Source organism: Actinomadura luzonensis, from assembly GCF_022664455.2.
GTDB classification, from domain to species: domain Bacteria; phylum Actinomycetota; class Actinomycetes; order Streptosporangiales; family Streptosporangiaceae; genus Nonomuraea; species Nonomuraea luzonensis.
In genome coordinates this window covers 376,217-393,094 of sequence record NZ_JAKRKC020000001.1, presented here as the reverse complement: position 1 = coordinate 393,094, position 16,878 = coordinate 376,217, and the positions used below count along the sequence as shown (strand labels likewise).

The 16,878-nt window shown below is 72.9% G+C and carries 22 protein-coding genes; 10 read left to right on the top strand and 12 right to left on the bottom strand.

Going from position 1 to position 16,878, the window contains the following annotated elements; translation table 11 throughout:
• Positions 1-81 precede the first annotated feature (81 nt).
• Together MF672_RS01895 and MF672_RS01890 are read left to right on the top strand one after the other, a co-directional pair.
• On the top strand, positions 82-1,017 hold the full coding sequence (locus tag MF672_RS01895) for a hypothetical protein (RefSeq protein WP_242379799.1): 936 nt from the start codon (positions 82-84) through the stop codon (positions 1,015-1,017).
• A 52-nt stretch (positions 1,018-1,069) separates the two neighbouring features.
• On the top strand, positions 1,070-1,915 hold the full coding sequence (locus MF672_RS01890) for an alpha/beta hydrolase (protein WP_242379796.1): 846 nt from the start codon (positions 1,070-1,072) through the stop codon (positions 1,913-1,915).
• A 60-nt stretch (positions 1,916-1,975) separates the two neighbouring features.
• On the opposite strand, the gene MF672_RS01885 is transcribed toward MF672_RS01890, so the two are convergent.
• The 5 genes from MF672_RS01885 to MF672_RS01865 form a co-directional block, all read right to left on the bottom strand.
• Positions 1,976-2,347, bottom strand: coding sequence for a hypothetical protein (locus MF672_RS01885; protein ID WP_242379794.1), 372 nt, complete (start codon positions 2,345-2,347; stop codon positions 1,976-1,978).
• A 26-nt stretch (positions 2,348-2,373) separates the two neighbouring features.
• A complete protein-coding gene (locus MF672_RS01880; RefSeq protein WP_242379792.1) occupies positions 2,374-2,748 on the bottom strand; it encodes a roadblock/LC7 domain-containing protein in 375 nt (124 codons plus the stop codon).
• A gap of 29 nt (positions 2,749-2,777) precedes the next feature.
• Complete coding sequence (locus MF672_RS01875) at positions 2,778-3,593, bottom strand: DUF4388 domain-containing protein (RefSeq protein ID WP_242379790.1); 816 nt, start codon at positions 3,591-3,593, stop codon at positions 2,778-2,780.
• 3 nt (positions 3,594-3,596) lie between these two features.
• Positions 3,597-3,971 carry a roadblock/LC7 domain-containing protein gene (locus MF672_RS01870; RefSeq protein WP_242379780.1) on the bottom strand — a complete coding sequence of 125 codons (375 nt, stop codon included), beginning with the start codon at positions 3,969-3,971 and terminating at the stop codon, positions 3,597-3,599.
• A gap of 138 nt (positions 3,972-4,109) precedes the next feature.
• Positions 4,110-4,412, bottom strand: coding sequence for a winged helix-turn-helix transcriptional regulator (locus tag MF672_RS01865; protein ID WP_247815136.1), 303 nt, complete (start codon positions 4,410-4,412; stop codon positions 4,110-4,112).
• 102 nt (positions 4,413-4,514) lie between these two features.
• Here MF672_RS01865 and MF672_RS01860 point away from each other — a divergent pair, with 102 nt between their 5' ends.
• Positions 4,515-5,120 (top strand): NAD(P)-dependent oxidoreductase, encoded by a 606-nt coding sequence (locus MF672_RS01860; protein WP_242379775.1) that lies wholly within the window; start codon positions 4,515-4,517, stop codon positions 5,118-5,120.
• Positions 5,121-5,133: 13 nt separating this feature from the next.
• Here the strand turns inward: MF672_RS01860 and MF672_RS01855 are convergent, their stop codons facing one another.
• Positions 5,134-6,342, bottom strand: coding sequence for a DUF4032 domain-containing protein (locus MF672_RS01855; protein WP_242379773.1), 1,209 nt, complete (start codon positions 6,340-6,342; stop codon positions 5,134-5,136).
• A 22-nt stretch (positions 6,343-6,364) separates the two neighbouring features.
• On the opposite strand from MF672_RS01855, the gene MF672_RS01850 reads away from it, so the two are divergent.
• The gene (locus MF672_RS01850; protein WP_242379770.1) at positions 6,365-7,933 is read left to right on the top strand and encodes a DUF885 domain-containing protein; all 1,569 of its coding nucleotides are present in this window, start codon (positions 6,365-6,367) and stop codon (positions 7,931-7,933) included.
• Positions 7,934-7,969: 36 nt separating this feature from the next.
• On the opposite strand, the gene MF672_RS01845 is transcribed toward MF672_RS01850, so the two are convergent.
• The 3 genes from MF672_RS01845 to MF672_RS01835 all read right to left on the bottom strand — a co-directional run bounded on the left by MF672_RS01845 (position 7,970) and on the right by MF672_RS01835 (position 9,576).
• Positions 7,970-8,212 carry a DUF2188 domain-containing protein gene (locus tag MF672_RS01845; RefSeq protein WP_242379768.1) on the bottom strand — a complete coding sequence of 81 codons (243 nt, stop codon included), beginning with the start codon at positions 8,210-8,212 and terminating at the stop codon, positions 7,970-7,972.
• An 81-nt stretch (positions 8,213-8,293) separates the two neighbouring features.
• Positions 8,294-8,932, bottom strand: a complete 639-nt coding sequence (locus tag MF672_RS01840) for a class II aldolase/adducin family protein (protein ID WP_242379766.1) — start codon at positions 8,930-8,932, stop codon at positions 8,294-8,296.
• A gap of 47 nt (positions 8,933-8,979) precedes the next feature.
• Positions 8,980-9,576: a TetR/AcrR family transcriptional regulator gene (locus tag MF672_RS01835; protein WP_242379764.1), complete on the bottom strand. Its 597-nt coding sequence runs from the start codon at positions 9,574-9,576 to the stop codon at positions 8,980-8,982.
• A gap of 46 nt (positions 9,577-9,622) precedes the next feature.
• Here MF672_RS01835 and MF672_RS01830 point away from each other — a divergent pair, with 46 nt between their 5' ends.
• Together MF672_RS01830 and MF672_RS01825 are read left to right on the top strand one after the other, a co-directional pair.
• Positions 9,623-10,540 carry a carbohydrate kinase family protein gene (locus MF672_RS01830; protein WP_242379762.1) on the top strand — a complete coding sequence of 306 codons (918 nt, stop codon included), beginning with the start codon at positions 9,623-9,625 and terminating at the stop codon, positions 10,538-10,540.
• The gene (locus tag MF672_RS01825; protein ID WP_242379760.1) at positions 10,537-11,751 is read left to right on the top strand and encodes an aminotransferase class III-fold pyridoxal phosphate-dependent enzyme; all 1,215 of its coding nucleotides are present in this window, start codon (positions 10,537-10,539) and stop codon (positions 11,749-11,751) included. Before MF672_RS01830 ends, MF672_RS01825 begins: the two co-directional genes overlap by 4 nt.
• A gap of 3 nt (positions 11,752-11,754) precedes the next feature.
• Here the strand turns inward: MF672_RS01825 and MF672_RS01820 are convergent, their stop codons facing one another.
• Complete coding sequence (locus MF672_RS01820) at positions 11,755-12,165, bottom strand: nucleotide triphosphate diphosphatase NUDT15 (protein ID WP_302893141.1); 411 nt, start codon at positions 12,163-12,165, stop codon at positions 11,755-11,757.
• 20 nt (positions 12,166-12,185) lie between these two features.
• Positions 12,186-13,418 carry an alkyl sulfatase dimerization domain-containing protein gene (locus MF672_RS01815; protein ID WP_242379757.1) on the bottom strand — a complete coding sequence of 411 codons (1,233 nt, stop codon included), beginning with the start codon at positions 13,416-13,418 and terminating at the stop codon, positions 12,186-12,188.
• Between the two features lie 87 nt (positions 13,419-13,505).
• Here MF672_RS01815 and MF672_RS01810 point away from each other — a divergent pair, with 87 nt between their 5' ends.
• The 4 genes from MF672_RS01810 to MF672_RS01795 all read left to right on the top strand — a co-directional run bounded on the left by MF672_RS01810 (position 13,506) and on the right by MF672_RS01795 (position 15,959).
• Positions 13,506-13,781: a 4a-hydroxytetrahydrobiopterin dehydratase gene (locus tag MF672_RS01810; RefSeq protein ID WP_242379755.1), complete on the top strand. Its 276-nt coding sequence runs from the start codon at positions 13,506-13,508 to the stop codon at positions 13,779-13,781.
• Between the two features lie 97 nt (positions 13,782-13,878).
• Complete coding sequence (locus tag MF672_RS01805) at positions 13,879-14,454, top strand: superoxide dismutase family protein (RefSeq protein ID WP_242379753.1); 576 nt, start codon at positions 13,879-13,881, stop codon at positions 14,452-14,454.
• A gap of 63 nt (positions 14,455-14,517) precedes the next feature.
• A complete protein-coding gene (locus MF672_RS01800; RefSeq protein WP_242379751.1) occupies positions 14,518-15,627 on the top strand; it encodes a low temperature requirement protein A in 1,110 nt (369 codons plus the stop codon).
• Positions 15,624-15,959, top strand: coding sequence for a nuclear transport factor 2 family protein (locus tag MF672_RS01795; protein WP_242379749.1), 336 nt, complete (start codon positions 15,624-15,626; stop codon positions 15,957-15,959). The genes MF672_RS01800 and MF672_RS01795 overlap by 4 nt, the downstream gene beginning before the upstream one ends.
• A gap of 41 nt (positions 15,960-16,000) precedes the next feature.
• Here MF672_RS01795 and MF672_RS01790 read toward each other — a convergent pair whose 3' ends face one another.
• Complete coding sequence (locus MF672_RS01790; protein ID WP_242379827.1) at positions 16,001-16,750, bottom strand: spermidine synthase; 750 nt, start codon at positions 16,748-16,750, stop codon at positions 16,001-16,003.
• Positions 16,751-16,878: the final 128 nt, after the last annotated feature.

Below are 16,878 nucleotides of genomic sequence, written 5' to 3'. Positions count from 1 at the left end.
CCCCGTCAGGTGTCCTCCCCGGCTGCGCCCTTCTTCCCTGAGCGTGTCTCCCCGTCCCCTCGCGAAGGACCTCACTGCTCCATGTCTGCCCATTTCGGCCTGCGTTCGTTCGCCGTGCTCACCGCCTGCTCGATCGGCGCGCTCACCGCCGTCTGCACCCCCGCCCACGCTGACACCGACGAGAAGATCCTGCTCGAGGGCTCGACCACGGCCTCCTACTTCTGGGACGACTCCTCCGGTCGGGCCGGCGACACCGGCCTGCCGGCCAGCGGCAAGCCGATGCAGAAGGGGCTGGCCGCCAGCCCGAGCTGGCCCCTGCTGACCGAGGGCTACGTGATGTACGAGGGCAAGAAGATGCCCTTCTTCGTCGGCGACCGCGGCCCCGGCGAGCCCTCCAGCCGCGGCGTCATGCTCGACCTGGACGCCAAGACCTTCGCCGAGCTGACCGGGGGCAGGTTCAACTCCGACACCCTGGGCGTGGACGGCATCGGCGGCGAGGGCCACATCAAGATCGACTATGTCATCACCAAGTGGGGCGACGGCGTCGGCAAGAAGAACTACCCGGTCGCCTTCTCCACCGGCGCCTGGTCCGAGCGCGACGACAACCCGGCCGAGCCGCCGAAGGTGCTCGCCGAGGAGAAGGCGGAGCAGCCGGCCGCCAAGCCGATGGCGGCGGAGCAGCCGCAGGAGAAGGCCGCCGAGGCCGCCGAGCCCGTAGCCGCCGCGGACGACGACGCCGCCGCCGACGCCGCCGACGACGCCGCCGCGGAGGCAGCGCGGGCGGAGGCGGAGGACGGGCGGGCCGCCGCGGGCAAGGCCGTCGCCGCCGCCCCCGGCGGGCGCGCGGGCGTCGAGACCGTCGTCGGCCGCCACACCCAGGCCGCCCCGGCCGCCGTGGAGGCGAAGGAGGCCGGCACCGGCGTGGCCGGCATGCTGCTGTCGTTCGTGCTGGCCCTCGCGGGCGGCGGCGTCGTGCTGGGCGGCGACCGCCTCCGCCGGCTGGTGACCAGGGGCTGACACCGGCCTGTCACCCTTTACGGACGCCGGACCAGAATGACATTCTGGTCGGGTGACCACCCGCGTAACCGCCAACGGCATCGACATCGCCTACGAGAGCTTCGGCGCGCCAGAAGGCCGCCCGCTCCTCCTCATCATGGGCCTCGGCGCCCAGCTCATCCACTGGGACGAGGAGTTCTGCGAGCTCCTGGCCGAGCAGGGGCACCACGTCGTCCGGTTCGACAACCGCGACGCCGGCCTGTCCACGCACTTCGCGGAGGCCGGCCTGCCCGGCATGGGGACGGCTCCGCCGTACCTGCTGGACGACATGGCCGACGACACGGCCGGCCTCATGGACGCCCTCGGCTGGCCGCGGGCTCACGTGGTGGGCGCCTCGATGGGCGGGATGATCGCCCAGGCGCTGGCCGTCCGCCATCCGGAGCGCGTGCTGAGCCTGACCTCCATCATGTCCACCCCGGGCCCGGAGATCGCCCCGCCGACGCAGGAGGCCGCCGCCATCCTCATGGCCCGCCCCGCCGCCGACCGCGACGGCGTGCTGGAGCAGGCGGTGCGGACCTGGTCCGTCATCGGGTCGCCGGGCTACGAGCTGGACCGCGAGCGCGTCACCACGCTCGCCGGGCTGGCCTACGACCGCTGCTTCGACCCGGCGGGCACCGGCCGCCAGCTCGCCGCGATCATGGCGTCGGGCAGCCGGGTGGAGGCCCTCGGCCGGGTGCGCGTGCCCACGCTGGTGCTGCACGGCGAGGCCGACCAGCTCGTCCCGCTCGCGGGCGGCCAGGCCACGGCCGCCGCGATCCCCGGCGCCCGGCTGGTGACCTACCCGGGCATGGGGCACGACCTGCCGCGCGCGCTCTGGCCCGACATCGCCGCCGAGATCACCAAGCTCACGAGCGCCTGAGCGACGGCACGACGCGGCCCGCACCCCTGGATCGGGGGCGCGGGCCACGGGCGGACGGCGTCAGACCTCCAGCTTCTCCTCGATGCCGCGAAGTTGGTGGCGGGCCATGGCCAGGTTGGCCCGCCCCCGGTCGAGCGCCAGGTAGAGGAACAGCCCCTTGCCGCTGCGGCCCGTGATCGGGCGGATGATGTGGTACTGCCCGCTCAGCGTGATCAGGATGTCCTCGATGCTCTCCTTGAGGCCCAGCGAGTCCATCGTCCGCAGCTTCGCCTTGACGACCTCGGTGTTGCCCGCGGCGGCGACCTGGAGGTCCAGGTCCTTCGAACCGCCGAGGGTGCCGAGCGCCATGCCGCTGCCGTAGTCGACGACAGCCGCGCCGACCGCACCGTCGATCGTCATCATCTCCTTGAGAGAGACGTCCATGCCTGCCATGATTCCTCCTTCTCTGCCGGGATGGGTCAGTGCTTGCGTGCTGCGACGGCCGCCACCGCGGCGGCCGTCTTCCTGCCCTCCAGCCGCAGGAGCCCGACGTTCGTGCCGGGCCCGGCCAGGACTGTGAGGACGATCGTGGGGCCGGCCGCGTAGAAGGCCACGAAGCCGGCGGTGCCGGAGATCAGCGTCTCCTCGAAGGCGCCCTGATGCGTCATGATCAGCATGCGCCTGCTCATGGCGAGCAGCGCCGCGGCCAGGGCCGCCGCCTGCTCGCCGATCTCGTCGGGCAGGTCGCAGGCCACCTGCAGGCCGTCCACGGTGCAGGCGACGCTCCCGCTCACGTCCGGAGTGCGCTCGCGCAGGAGCGTCATCTCCTCCAGAACCTCTTGGCTCAGTTCCACCCGTGGCCTCCTCCTGAGTGAGGGAAACCTCACGACAGCTCCTCTAGCGCCTTCTTCAGCCGCAACAGCAGCGCTATATCGGTCGGGTCCCCCGTGATGGGCGGCCCTGCGGGCAACCGCGGGGCCTCCGGATGGTGGGGCGGTCGCGGCAGCTCGCCGCGCGCCCGCTTCGGCAGCCGCGCCTCGTCCTCGGCCGGCTGCGGGTCCGGGGCGGCCAGCAGCCCGGCGGCGGCCAGCCGCCGCACCGCCAGCAGCACCGAGTAGCCCGACCGGCCGACCTGCTTGGCCAGCTCCAGCGGCGTCGCCTTGTGGTCGGCCCGGACCAGCACCTCCCACTGGACCCGGTCGAGCGTCACCCCGTGCCCGGGCAGCGCGGCGACCGGCCGCACCGGGCTGACGTCCACGTCGGCCGCGGGCCAGACGGTGGCGAGCTGGGCCCGCCGCCGCGCGCACTCGCGCACCAGCCCCGCCACGTCGAAGAACCACTGCCCGCCGAGCCAGTGCTCCTCGCCGGGACGGAACTTGGGCCGGGTCCCGTTCATGGGCAGCAGGAAGAAGGCGGCGTCGAGCACCGCGCCGAGGACGGCGTACTGCAGCTCGCCCTGGGTGAGCGAGCCCTCCTGGAGCAGCCGTGCGCAGCCGCCCTCGGCCTGCACCGCGCGGAGCGCCGCCTCCGTCATCCGCCCCCTGGCGGTGAGCAGCCGCTCGAGGCTCGGCACCTGGGCGCACTCCATGTACGTCACGCGCCCGTCCGACAGGAAGATGGTGCCGCTGCGGCCGACCCGGAGCGCGCCCGTCGAGCGTTCTCGGGCGAGCCCGGCGAGGAGGGTGTCCAGCCTGGTCATGGGTCACGTCGTCAAGCGGCCGGCGATGGACTGGAGACGGTGCCGGGCCAGAGCGAGGTTGGAGCGCTCCAGGTCCAGGCGCACGTAGATGACGAGCGGCCCCTCGAACACGGTCTCCATCAGCCGGAGCAGATGGTGGCCCTTGTCCGTGGTGACCATCATGTCGTCGATGCGTACGACGTCGCCCGGACAGGTCCGGGCCAGCCCGTCGGTCGTGGCGCGCAGCGCCTCGGTGAGCGCGGCGGCCGAGCGGTCGGCGTCGACGCCGGAGGCCTGGCTGAAGGCGACCGCCATCCCGCTGGTGTTGTCCACCAGCATGGCGTCCAGCGCCCCCGGTATGGCCATGACCTCAGCCAGGCAGGTGTCGATTCCGAGCACGTGACCTCCCTCGCCGTTGGTGGGACGGAGACAGCGTAGAGGGATGGAACCGCCTCGAAGCGTGATCAGTCGCTGGAGTTAAGGTTTTGTACGGCTATGGCGGAGAAAAGCAATCCCAAGCGCGGGCAATTGTTAGATTCACGAAAATTTCTCGCGGCACCGGAGGATTTCCGCAACATTCTGCTCGGCCCACGTGGCCACCACCGACAGCGGCCCGTGCAGCGACCGCCCGAGGCCGGTCAGCGTGTACTCCACCCGCGGCGGCACCTCCGCGAAGACCTCCCGCGTCAGCAGCCCGTCCTGCTCCATGGCGCGCAGGGTCTGCGTGAGCACCTTCGGCGTGACGCCCCCGATGCGGGAACGGAGCTGCGTGAAGCGCATCGGCCCGCCTTTGAGGCTGAGCAGCACGAGCATCGACCATTTGTCCCCGATACGGTCCAAGACCACGCGAGTGGGACAGTTGGGGTCGAAGACATCGCCGGTATCCATAAGGTACTTATAGCACGATGAAGTAACCAGTATCCGATGGATACTCTTGGCCGCATGAAGATCCTCGTCTTTGGCGCGACCGGCATGATCGGCCAGCGCATCGTCGCAGAGCTCACCGACCGCGGGCACGAGGTGACCGGCGTCAGCCGCACGGGCGGCCCGGTCAAGGGCGACGTCCGCGACACCGCCACCCTGGCCAAGGGGCACGACGCGATCGTCTCGGCCATCGCGCCGCCGCGCGACGGCACCGACCCAGAAGGCCCGTTCCTGGAGGCCAACCGCGCGCTGGTCGACGGCGCCCGCGAGGCCGGGGTGCGCCGGCTGATCGTCGTCGGCGGCGCGGGCAGCCTCAAGGTGGCCCCGGGCCTCGACCTGGTCGACACGCCCGACTTCCCGGAGATCTACAAGAGGGAGGCGCTGGCCGCCCGCGAGGTCCTCCGCCTGCTCCGCCAGGTCGACGACCTCGACTGGACCTACATCTCGCCGGCCGCCGAGATCGCTCCCGGCAGCCGCACCGGCATCTACCGCATCGGCCACGAGGACCTGCTCAGCGACTCCGAGGGCCGCAGCTTCATCTCCGCCGAGGACTACGCGGCGGCCGTCGGCGACGAGCTGGAGCGCGGCACCCACCCGCGCGGGCGCATCACCGTGGCGTACTGACCGGCCGAAGGGGTCACCGGCCCGGTTCGTCCGGGAGCAGCGCCTTCTCGTCGGGCTTGTGCACGAGCACGTTGTCCACGTACGACTTCACCGCCGTGGCCATCCCGACGTCGGCGCCCGCCTGCTCGGACAGGTACCAGCGGTGGTCGAGCAGCTCGTGGAAGAGCTGCGCGGGCTCCAGCTTCCCGCGCAGCTCGGCCGGGATCGCGTCCACCGTCGGGCTGAACACCTCGGCCAGCCACCGGTGCGCCACGATCGCCTCGTCCTCGTGCCGCAGGCCCTTGGCCACCCGGAAGCCGTCGAGGTCGTTGAGCAGCCGCCGGGCCTGGTTCTCCTCGACGTCGAGGCCGGTCAGCCGGAGCAGCCGCCGCTGGTGGTGGCCGGCGTCGACGACCTTCGGCCGCACGATGAGCCGGCCGGTGCCGACCTTGCGCCGCACCATCATCTCGGCGACGTCGAAGCCGAGCAGGTTGAGCCGCCTGATGCGCTGCTCCACGCGGTGCCAGTCCACCTCCTCGATGATCTCGCTGTCGTTCAGCTCGGCCCAGAGGCGGTGGTAGCGGGCGACGATGTCCTCGGCGGTGTCCATGGGGTCGATCGACGGGTGCAGCAGCCCGCCGGCCTCCAGGTCCAGCATCTCGCCGAAGATGTTGGTGTGGGCCACGTCGATGTCGGTGAGCCGCTGGCCCTCGCTGATCATCGGGTGCATCTCGCCGGTCTCGGCGTCCACCAGGTACGCCGCGAACGCGCCCGCGTCCCGCCGGAAGAGCGTGTTGGACAGCGAGCAGTCGCCCCAGTAGAAGCCGGTGAGGTGCAGCCGCACCAGCAGCACGGCCAGGGCGTCCAGCAGGCGGGTGAGGGTGTCGGGGCGGAGGGTGCCGGACATGACCGCGCGGTAGGGCAGCGAGAACTGCAGGTGCCGGGTGATCAGGGCGGCGTCCAGGCCGTCCTCGCGGCCGGTGACGTACGCGACCGGCTCGACCGAGGGGGCGTCGAGCCGGGCCAGGTCCCACAGGAGCTGGTACTCCCGCCTGGCGTACCGCTCGCTGATCTCCTTGATCGCGTACACCTTGCCCTGGAGCCGGGCGAAGCGCACCACGTGCCGCGAGATGCCGCGCGGCAGATCGACCAGGTGGTGCTGCGGCCAGTCTTGCAGGGGGACGTCCCAGGGGAGGCGAAGGAGGTCGGGGTCGCCGAGCGCGCCGGTGATCTGCAGGGGCATTCGCTCAGGATAAGGTGCAGCGGTGGACGAGTTTCTCAAGTGGTACTTTTCCGACCGTCCCGTGCTCGCCAGCCTGCTGGGAGCGGACGGCTACGATCACACCCTAGGCGACTTCACCGCCGACGGCTGGACCGCCCGCGAACGCGAGGAGGCCCGCTGGCTCGACCGGCTCGCCGCCCTGCCCGCCGCCTCCCTCGACGACGAGATCGACAGGGACCTCGTCCTGTCCCAGCTCAGGGGCTCGGTCGCGCTCGCGTCCTGGCCCGAGTGGCGGCGCGACCCGGCCGCCTACCTCTCGCCGGTCTTCGCCGCGATGTACACCCCGTTCCAGCGCCGGCTGCAGCCGGAGCCCGAACTGGTGGCCGCCGCCATCGCCCGGCTGGCCGAGGTGCCCGGCGTGCTCGCCGCCTGCCGCGCCAACCTCGACCCCGGCCTCGCCGCCCCGCTGCTCGTCCAGCGCGGCCTCGGCCAGGCCCGCACCGGCCGCAACTTCCTCACCAGGACGATCCCCGGCATGGTCGGGGACGACGGGCTCCGCGCCAAGCTGGCCGAGGCCGCCGAGCCCGCCGCCCGCGCCTTCGACGAGCTCGTGGCCTTCCTGGAGGGCTACGAGTGCGGCGGCACCTGGCGCATGGGGGAGAAGCTCTACTCCACGCTGCTGCGCGAGCGCGAGCTGCTCGGCTACGGCGCCGCCGAGCTGCACGAGAAGGGCAAGGCCGCCTGGGCCGAGCTGGACGCCAGGATGCGCGAGGTCGCGGTCGGCGTCAACGGGAGCCAGGACTGGCGGGCGGCCATGGAGTCCCTGATGGACGACCACCCGCCGACCCTCGCCGACATGCGCGCCGAGTACGAGGCCGAGACCCTGCGGGCCCGCGACTTCGTCAAGGAGCGCGACCTGGTCACCTTCGCCGACGGCGAGGAGTGCCAGGTGCTGCCCTCCGCCGAGTACACCCGGCCGATCCTGGCCGTCGCCCACTACCTCGCGCCGCCGCCGCTGGCCGGCTCGCGCACCGGCGTGTTCTTCGTGCCGTACACGCCGGACGACTTCACCGAGGAGCAGGTGCGCCAGCGGCTGCGGACGAACTCGCGGGCCCAGATGCCCTCGATCGCCGTCCACGAGGCCTACCCCGGCCACCACTGGCACCTGTCGTACATGGCGGGCAACCCCCGCACGGTCCGCAAGGTCTTCCGGACCCCGTACTTCACCGAGGGCTGGGCCCTGTACGTCGAGAAGCTCCTGCACGAGCAGGGCTACTTCGACACCCCGGCGACCGAGCTCGCCCACCTCGACTGCCGCATCTTCCGCGCCGCGCGGATCGTCGTCGACACCGCGCTGCACTGCGAGGACATGTCGGTCGAGGAGGCCGAGACGTTCATGGCCACCAAGGCGTCGCTGTCGCCCGGCACCGCGCAGGGCGAGGTCAGCCGCTACTGCGCCTGGCCCACCCAGGCGCCGTCCTACCTGACGGGGGCCATCGAGATCGACCGCGTCCGGCAGTCGTTCCAGGGGCCGCTGAAGGACTTCCACGACCGCATCGCGGGGTCCGGCGGCCTGCCGCTCGGCCTGGCCGAGAAGGCGGCCCTGGGGTAGGGGCGCCGGGAGCGCCAGGGGCAGCGGGGCTGGGCGTCAGCCCTTCGGGGGAGTGGGGTCGTTGCCGGGGGCGATGGTGCGCTGGTCGCGCACCTTGCCGTCGGTGCCGTGGATGCGCAGCTCGCCGCCGCCGTCCCGGTGCAGCAGCTCGCGGGCCCGCTCCACCGCCTCGGCCTGCGTGCCGGCCGTGTGGAGCGCCCGCTCGGAGCCGGGCTTGGTCACCGCCCAGGTGCCGTCGGGCCGCTGGACGACGTCTCGGGAGTTGGCCTGTCCGGCCATGATCGTTCCTTTCTCGCGACTGGCTTGGGAAGAGCGGCCTCTACCCGTAGATCGGCTCGCCAGTCGCGGGAAGGCGGGCCGTCAGGGGCGGCGGGGGAACGACGGCGGGTTGAGCGACCGCTCGACCACGGCGGCGAGCTGCTCGTCCGTCAGGACGACCGGCTTGCCGACGCCCAGCCCCCGGACGTAGACCTCGCACAGCCACTCCAGCAGCCGCGTCGCCTCGAACGCCTGCTCCAGGCCCGGCCCGATGGTCACCCCGCCGTGGTTGGCGAGCAGGGCGGCCTGCTTGCCCGCCAGCGCCTCGCGCACGTTGGCGGCCAGCTCGGGCGTGCCGTACGTGGCGTACTCGGCGACCTTGACCACGCCGCCCAGCAGCAGCGCGTTGTAGTGCACCGGCGGCAGCTCGCTCATCGTCGTCGCCACCACCGTGCCGAACACCGAGTGGGTGTGCACCACGGCCTGCGCGCCGGTGCTCCGGTAGATCGCCAGGTGCATGGGCGTCTCGCTGGAGGGCTGCAGGTCGCCCTCCACCAGGTGGCCCTCGACGTCGACCACCGGGCAGGACCCGGGCGTGAGCCGGTCGAGCGCCACCCCCGACGGGGTGACGGCCACCAGGTCGCCGCGGCGCGCGCTGAGGTTGCCCGAGGTGCCGATGACCAGGCCGAGCTCGACGGCGCGGCGGCCGTACGCGCAGAGCTGCTCGCGGAGGTCGTCCATACCCGCGCAATGTAGTCGGTCGTCCGACGACCGGCAATCGCCGGCCCTCAGAGGCGGTCGACGGCGCGCAGCATCAGCCGCTCGACGTCCACCCGGGTCAGCCGGCCCGGGTAGAGCAGCAGGTGCAGGCTGAGGCCGTCCATGAGGGCGAGCAGGTGCTCCGCCAGGTCGTCCAGGCTGTCGTCCGGATGGTCGCCGGCGCGCAGCTCGCCCGCGTCCCTGGCCTGGCGCAGCAGCTCGCGGACGGCCGCGCGCAGCTCGCCCGCCTCGGTCCGCTGCACCTCGGCCAGCCGCTCGGAGGCGAGGCTGCGGCTCCAGAAGCTGACCTCCAGCCGCGACTCCTGGGTGCGCTCGGCGTCCAGCGGCAGGTTGTCCAGCAGCAGCTCGCGCAGCGCGGCGAGGCCGGTCACGCCCGCCACCTTGCCGGTCAGCCGCTCCCTGATGCGCTGGTGCGACTGGCGCAGCGCCGAGAGCAGGATCTCGTCCTTGTCGGCGAAGTAGTGGGCGAGCACGCCGTTGGAGTAGCCGGCCTCCTTGGCGATGGCCCGGGTGGTCGCGGCGTCGATGCCGTCCCTGACGATCACCCGGCGGGCCGCCGACAGCACCTCGCGCCTGCGCTCGTCGTGATCGACGATCTTCGGCATCGAGCCCTCCCTTGACGTTTTATTCGGACGTCTGTCTATTTAGACTATGACCGTCGTCACCGTCGGCGTCCACATCGTCGACATTCTCGCCAGGCCCGTCGAGCACATCCCCGAGGGCCAGGACACCGTGCTGGTCGACCAGATCCGGCTCACCGCGGCCGGCGCCGCCGCGGGCACCGCGGTGGACCTGGTCAAGCTGGGCAACGACGTCGTCACCATGGGCGCGATCGGCGACGACGAGCTCGCCGACTTCCTGCTCATGGTGCTGGCCAAGCACGGCGTGGACACCTCGTGCCTGCGGCGCAGGGCGGGGGAGGCGACCGCCGCCTCGATCCTGCCCATCAGGCCCGACGGCGGGCGCCCCAGCTTCCACGTGCCCGGCGCCAACCTCTCCGTCGCCCCCGCCGACCTCGACCCCGGCGTGCTCCGCCGCGCCCGGGGCATCCACCTCGGCGGCATGGACGTCACGTTCGGCCTCGGCGACCCGGCCTTCTTCGCGCTCCTGGACGAGGTGCGCGCCGCCGGCGCGATCGTCACGATGGACCTGCTGTCGGAGCTGCCCGACCTGCTGAAGATGGCCAGGGCGTTCCTGCCGCACGTGGACTACGTGCTGCCCAACGAGTCGCAGGCCCGCCACATGACCGGCGCCGCCGACGCCGCGGAGGCGGCCCGCGAGCTGCTGGCCGACGGCCCGCGCGGCGTGCTCGTCACGCTGGGCGAGGAGGGCAGCCTCGTCGTCACCGCCGGCGGCGCGGAACGGGTGCCGGCCATGAAGACGGAGGTCGCCGACACCACCGGCTGCGGCGACGCCTACTGCGCCGGCTTCCTGACCGGCCTGCTGCACGGCGAGGACGTGCTGACGGCCGCCCGCTGGGGCACCGCCGCCGCCGCCCGCGTCGCCACCGGCCTAGGCTCCGACGCCGGCCTCACCGACCTCGAATCGACGCTAAGGATGTTGTCATGAAAGACGCCGACCTGCGCGCGCGGGCCGCGAAAGTCGTCCCCGGCGGCATGTACGGCCACCTCAACGCGGCCCTGTTCGCCCCCGGCTTCCCCCAGTTCTTCGAACGCGGCGAGGGCTGCCGTCAGTGGGACGCCGACGGGCGCGAGTACATCGACTTCATGTGCAGCTGGGGCCCGGTCGTGCTGGGCCACCGGCACCCGCGCGTGGAGGCGGCCGCCGCCCGCCAGGCCGCGCTCGGCGACTGCCTGAACGGCCCGGGCGCGGTCATGGTGGAGCTGGCCGAGCTGCTGGTGGACCTGATCCCGAGCGCCGACTGGGCGATGTTCTCCAAGAACGGCACCGACGCCACCACCCAGGCCCTCATGGTGGCCCGCGCCGCCACCGGCCGCACCAAGGTGCTGATGGCGCACGGCGCCTACCACGGGGCCGACCCCTGGTGCACGCCCTCCCCGGCGGGCACCACGCCGAACGAGCGGGCCGACCTGGTCGAGTTCACCTACAACTCGCTGGAGTCGCTGGAGGCCGCCGCGGCCACCGTCGAGGGGGACGTGGCGGCGATCATCGTGACGCCGTTCAAGCACGACTCGTTCGAGGACCAGGAGCTGGTGGAGCCGGCCTTCGCGCGCGGCGCCCGGGCGCTGGCCGACCGGATCGGCGCGGCGCTGGTGATCGACGACGTGCGGGCCGGGTTCCGGATCGACCTGCGCGGCTCGTGGGAGCCGTACGGGGTGCGTCCCGACCTGACGGCCTGGTCCAAGGCGATGGCCAACGGCTACCCGATCGCCGCCGTGACCGGCACCGACGCGTTGCGCGGGCCCGCGCAGACGTTGTACTCGACCGGCTCGTTCTGGTTCTCGGCGGTGCCGATGGCGGCGGCCAGGGCCACCATCGAGACCCTGCGCGACACGGACGGCATCGCGGCCATGGAGCGGGCCGGCGCCCAGCTCCGCGAGGGCCTGTACGCGCAGGCCAAGGCGCACGGCTTCGTGATCAACCAGACCGGTCCCGTGACGATCCCGTGGCTGAGCTTCGACGGCGACGCCGACCTGTCGGTGGCCATGCACTGGAGCGACGCGTGCCTCCGCCACGGGGTGTACCTGCACCCGTGGCACAACTGGTTCCTGTCGGCCGCCCACACCGAGCAGGACGTGGCGCGGGCACTGGAGGGCACGGACGCGGCCTTCGCCGAGACCCGCGCCCACTTCGGCTGAGCGTCACCTCACCCGGTAGTGCCCCTCTCCGGGAGCGAGGACGCGCGCCGTCGCCGGGAACAGCGGCGACGGCAGCGCGCCCGGCGAGAACCAGCGCCAGGACCGGAACACGTGCGGCTCGGTGACCGCGGGCTCGCCCGAGCGCAGCTCCATGGTCACCGCCGCGGTCACCCGCACCGCCCCGTCGCCGGGGTGGTCGAGCACGACGGCGGTGACCCGGGGCGGGCCGGCGTCGGACACGCCGGTCTCCTCGCGCAGCTCGCGCGCCGCCGCCGCCTCGAAGCTCTCGCCGGGCTCCACGGCCCCGCCCGGCAGGCACCACGACGGCGGCTCGCCCGCCTTGACCCGCTCACCCAGCAGGATGCGCCCGTCCGGCGCGGTGAGCACGACGCCGACCCCGATGATGCGTTCCACGGCACCCCACGGTAACGGGTTCAGGAGCGCTTCCCGGACTCGGCGGCGGCCCAGGCGAAGATGCCCCTGGCCATGAGCGAGCGCTCGTTCGCCGCGCGGGTCCCGAACACCTCCGCGCGCACCCGGTGCACGCCGGGGTCGTCGGGGGCGGCCAGGGCGGCCATCTCGGCCAGGTGGCCGGCCAGGCGCTCGTCCCCGCCGGACAACGCCTTGAGCGCGGCGTCCGCGAGCGCGCCGGGGCCCCCCGTCAGCTCGGCGACCGCCGCGGCGAGCACGGCGTCGGGGGCGGGCTTGAGGGTGGCGGGGTTGCCGTCGTACCAGCCGCCGTAGAGCCGCCACAGGTTACGGACGACGAACTCGGGCTCGTCGTAGCGCGCCCGCAGGTAGGGCCGGTCGGCCAGGTGCGCGGGCGGGCGGACGGCGTGCACGATCTCGTCCAGCCGCGCCCCGGCGTTGAGCAGGTCGAGGGTCTGCGTGACCAGCGACTCCAGCCATTCGGCGGTCTCCAGCAGGGCCTGCCTGATCCGGTCCCGGCCGAAGATCGGGGCGCCATGGCTGGGCAGCATGATCTCGGCGTCCATGGCGGCCATCCGCCGCAGGGCGTGCACCCATTCGCGCGGGTAGCGCTGCACCTTCTGCGGGTTGCCGCAGTTGGGCGTCACCCAGATGAACAGGTCGCCGGGCAGCAGGAGCCGGTGCTCGGGCACGTAGCCGACGGTGGCGTCGTCGGTCTCGCCCTTGGCGTGGGTGAGCTCGAAGGTGAGCCCGCCGCGCCGGACGGTCAGCGCGTCGCGGTAGGTCACGTCGGGGTGGCGGTACTCGGCCGGCCAGCGGAGGTTGTCGGCCTGGAACTGGCGGCGGTTGATGACGGCGTTGTAGCCGTTGGTGAGCACGTAGCGGCGGAACCGGTCGCCGACGGCCTCGTGGGCGTAGACGGTGGCGCGCGGCCCCTGCTCCTCGAACGGCCCGACGCCGAAGACGTGGTCGATGTGCCCGTGGGAGTAGAACGCGGTGGTGAGCGGCGCGCGGCTCCAGCTCCGCACGTCCTCGTGGAGCTTGGCGGCCGACAGCGGGCTGCTGGTGTCGAACAGGATCAGCTCGCCCTCGGTGGCCAGGCAGATGACGTTGCCGAACCCCTGCCACCAGCCGAGGCCGTCGGCGATCGGGTGGACGCCGGAGCCGGCCAGGCCCGCGTCCACGATGCTGTCGTCCGACTCGCCGCGCCAGACGCGGTCCGCGTACTCCTCAATCATGGGACCAACTCTGCTTCTAGAAAGTCGTTCTAGGCAAGGGGGCCACATCCCGGTCACGGCTCGGGCGCGCGGGAATAGGGTGGCCGCATGGACGTCGAGAGCAGGCTCAAGGAGCTGCCCGCCTGGCGGCGCGAGGGCGACGAGATCCGGCGCAGCGTCACCGCGCCCGACTTCCCCACGGCCATCCGCATCGTGGACGCGGTCGCGGTCCAGGCCGAGAAGCTGAACCACCATCCCGACATCGACATCCGCTGGCGCACCCTGCACTTCGCGCTCACCACGCACGACCAGGGCGGGCTCACCGGCCTCGACTTCACGCTGGCCGCGCTCATCGACGCCGTCGCCGCCGAGCACGGCGCCTGAGGGGCACTCCCGCCAATACTCCCCGTAGTGTCGTGGTCACTCGTTAGAGTGGGTGGCCTCTCGGAAGCCGCCGGGTCCCGTCCCTTGGGGAGTTCACATGCGCGTGCCCGCGTCCCTGCTCGTCCTGCTCGCCGCCGCCGGCTGCGCCGGGCCGCCCGCCCCCATGCAGGCCAAGGGCCCGAGCCCGCGCGCCACCTCCTCCGAGGAGACCGGTCCGGCCGGCGACGTGGTCAGCCTGTCCGGGGCGGGCGAGTTCACCGGCTCCGACACCCGCGCCATCGCCTACGACCGCAAGCTGGTGCCGGCGGGCGCGCAGGCCAGCGTCACCGTCGAGTCGTCGGCGGGGCAGAGCCGCGCCTCGCTCGTCGTCGAGGGCCTGCTGCCCGGCCGCCGCTACGGCGCCCACCTGCACGCCAAGGCGTGCGGCCGCGAGCCCGACGAGGCCGGGCCGCACTTCCAGCACCACCCCGGCCAGGTCGACGCGGCCAGCGAGTACTGGCTCGACGTCACCACCGACGGCGAGGGCTCGGGCCGCGCCACCGTCCGCCACGAGCAGGGGCTCACGGCCGGCCGCCTGCCCGGCTCCCTGGTGATCCACGCCGGCCCGACGGTGACCAGCGGCCCGCAGGCCGGCCAGGCCGGTGACCGGGTCGCCTGCCTCAGCCTCCGCTGATCACCCGCCCGCCCTCCTCGTGCGACAATTACACAATTACACAGCGCAGGAGGACGGCACCGCATGACCAGTGACAGCCGCCAGTGGCAGCCACCCCGATTACGGCTCTTCGAGCAGGCGCACCGCCGCGCCACCTGGCTGGAGCTCCTGTACGACCTGGTGTTCGTGGTGGCGGTCGCCGAGCTGGCCGACGTGCTCGCCGGCGGCGGCCTGCTCGCCTACGTGGGCCTGTTCGTCCCGGTCTGGTGGGCCTGGGCGGGCTACGTCTTCTACGCCAACCGGTTCGACACCGACGACGTCAGCCACCGCCTGCTCGCGCTGCCGCAGATCCTCGCCGTGGCGGCCATGGCCGCCAGCGTGGGCGACCTCGAAGAGCGCTCGGGGCTGTTCGCGGTCGCCTACGTGGCGGCGCGGCTGCTGCTCGTCGTCGCCTACCTGCGGGCCGGCCGGCACGTGCCCGAGGCCCGCCCGCTGACCGTGCGCTATGCCGCCGGGTTCGCCGTCGCCGCGCTCGGCTGGCTGGCCTCGCTCGCCGTCGAGCCGCCGCAGCGGTACGCGTTCTGGGCCGTGGCCATGGTCGTCGACCTCGCCACCCCGCTGCTGACCCGTCGCCACCAGGGCAAGCTGCCGCCGCAGACCGAGCACCTGCCCGAACGGTTCGGCCTGTTCGTGGTGATCGTGCTCGGCGAGGTCGTCGCGGCCGTGGTCACTGGGCTCAAGGGCCACGCCGTCACCCCCGGCACGCTGGCGATCGCCCTGGCCGGGGTGGCGATCGCGATGGGCTTCTGGTGGCTGTACTTCGGGCACATCGACGAGTCCGTGGTGCTGCGCACCCGGCTCGCCGGGCAGGTCTGGGTCTACTCCCACCTGCCGCTGTCGCTCGGCCTGGTCGCGTACGGGATCGGCATCGAGCACGTCCTCGCCCACCCGGGCGGCACGAGCTGGGCGGTCGGCCTGCCCGCCGCGCTGGTGCTCGCCGTGCTCGGCGTCCAGCACCTGTGCTCCGGCGACCGCCGCGCGGCCGTGCTCCGCCTGGCCGCCGCCGCACTCACGCTCGCCACCGCCGCGCTGCCCACCGCGGCCGCGCTGCCGCTGATCCTGGCGTACGCCGCCGCCCAAGTCGGCCACGACCTGCTCCGCCCCCGACCCGCCGCCGCCGAAGGTGCCGCATGACCTCCCCTGAGAACGTGTTCGACCGCCAGCTCGCCGCCATCGCCGCCCAGGACCTCCAGGCCCTGCTGGCCCAGTACCACCCCGAGGCCGAAGTGGTCCGCTTCGACCGGGTGGCGAGGGGCCCGGCCGAGATCGAGGAGCTGTTCGCCGCCTATCTCAAGGCCGGGCCGCACGTGGACGAGCTGGTCTCGGTCCGCACCACGGGCGACGTGATCCTCTACCACGCCCGGATGACGGTCGGCGGCAACCGCGTCGCGACCTACGGCACGCTGGTGCTGCGCGACGGCCTCATCTGGCGGCAGACCGCCGCCGCCCAGCCGCTCGGCGGCTGACGCCCGGCCGCTCGGCCGCCCAGCCGCTCGGCGGCTGACGCTCAGCCGAAGACCGCGGGCGGCGGCACCGGGGCCAGCACGTGGTCGCCGTCCCTGATGGGGGCCGCGCCGGCGATGAAGTGGGTCAGCGCCTCGCCGTGCACGCAGCGGGCCTGGGTGAGGCCGCCCGCCGCGCGGCGGGTCAGCAGGTCGACCGGCAGCTCCGCGCGGGAGGCGGCGACGATGAGGTTGCCGAAGCGCCGCCCCCGCAGGATGCCCGGCTCGGCCAGCAGCGCCACGTGCCGGAACGCCCCGGTCACGGTCGCCAGCAGGCGCCGGGCGAAGGCCAGGCCCTTGCCGTCGGCCAGGTTGACCAGCAGCGTGCCGTCCGGGCGCAGCACGCGAACCAGGTCGCCCATGTACTCGGCGGTGGCCAGCTCGACCGGCATCGTGGCGCCGCTGAAGGCGTCCAGGACCACCAGGTCGGCGGTGTCGTCCCAGACCTTGCCGGCGCCGGAGCGGCCGCCCTCCACGATCACCTTCAGCCGCGGCACCGAACGCAGGTCGAGTTGCTCGCGTACCAGATTGACGAGGAGCCCGTCGGGCTCGATCACGATGTGCCGGGAGCCGGGGCGGGTGGCGGTGACGTAGCGCGGGATGCTGCAGGCGCCGCCGCCGATGTGCACGCAGTTGAGCGGTCCGTCACGGAGGAGGTCGATCACGTCCGCCATGAGACGTACGTACTCGAATTCCAGGAATGTGGGGTCTTTGAGATCCACATACGACTGAGGTACGCCATCCTTGGACAGCACCCAGCCGTCCTGCCTGTCCAGGTCCCGGAGGAGTTCGACCTCGCCGAACGTCACCGGATAGACCCCAGGCGCCGGTTCCCGCTGTCCACGTGTCACGCTGATCCCTCCCGGGAGAAACCGTATGCGAC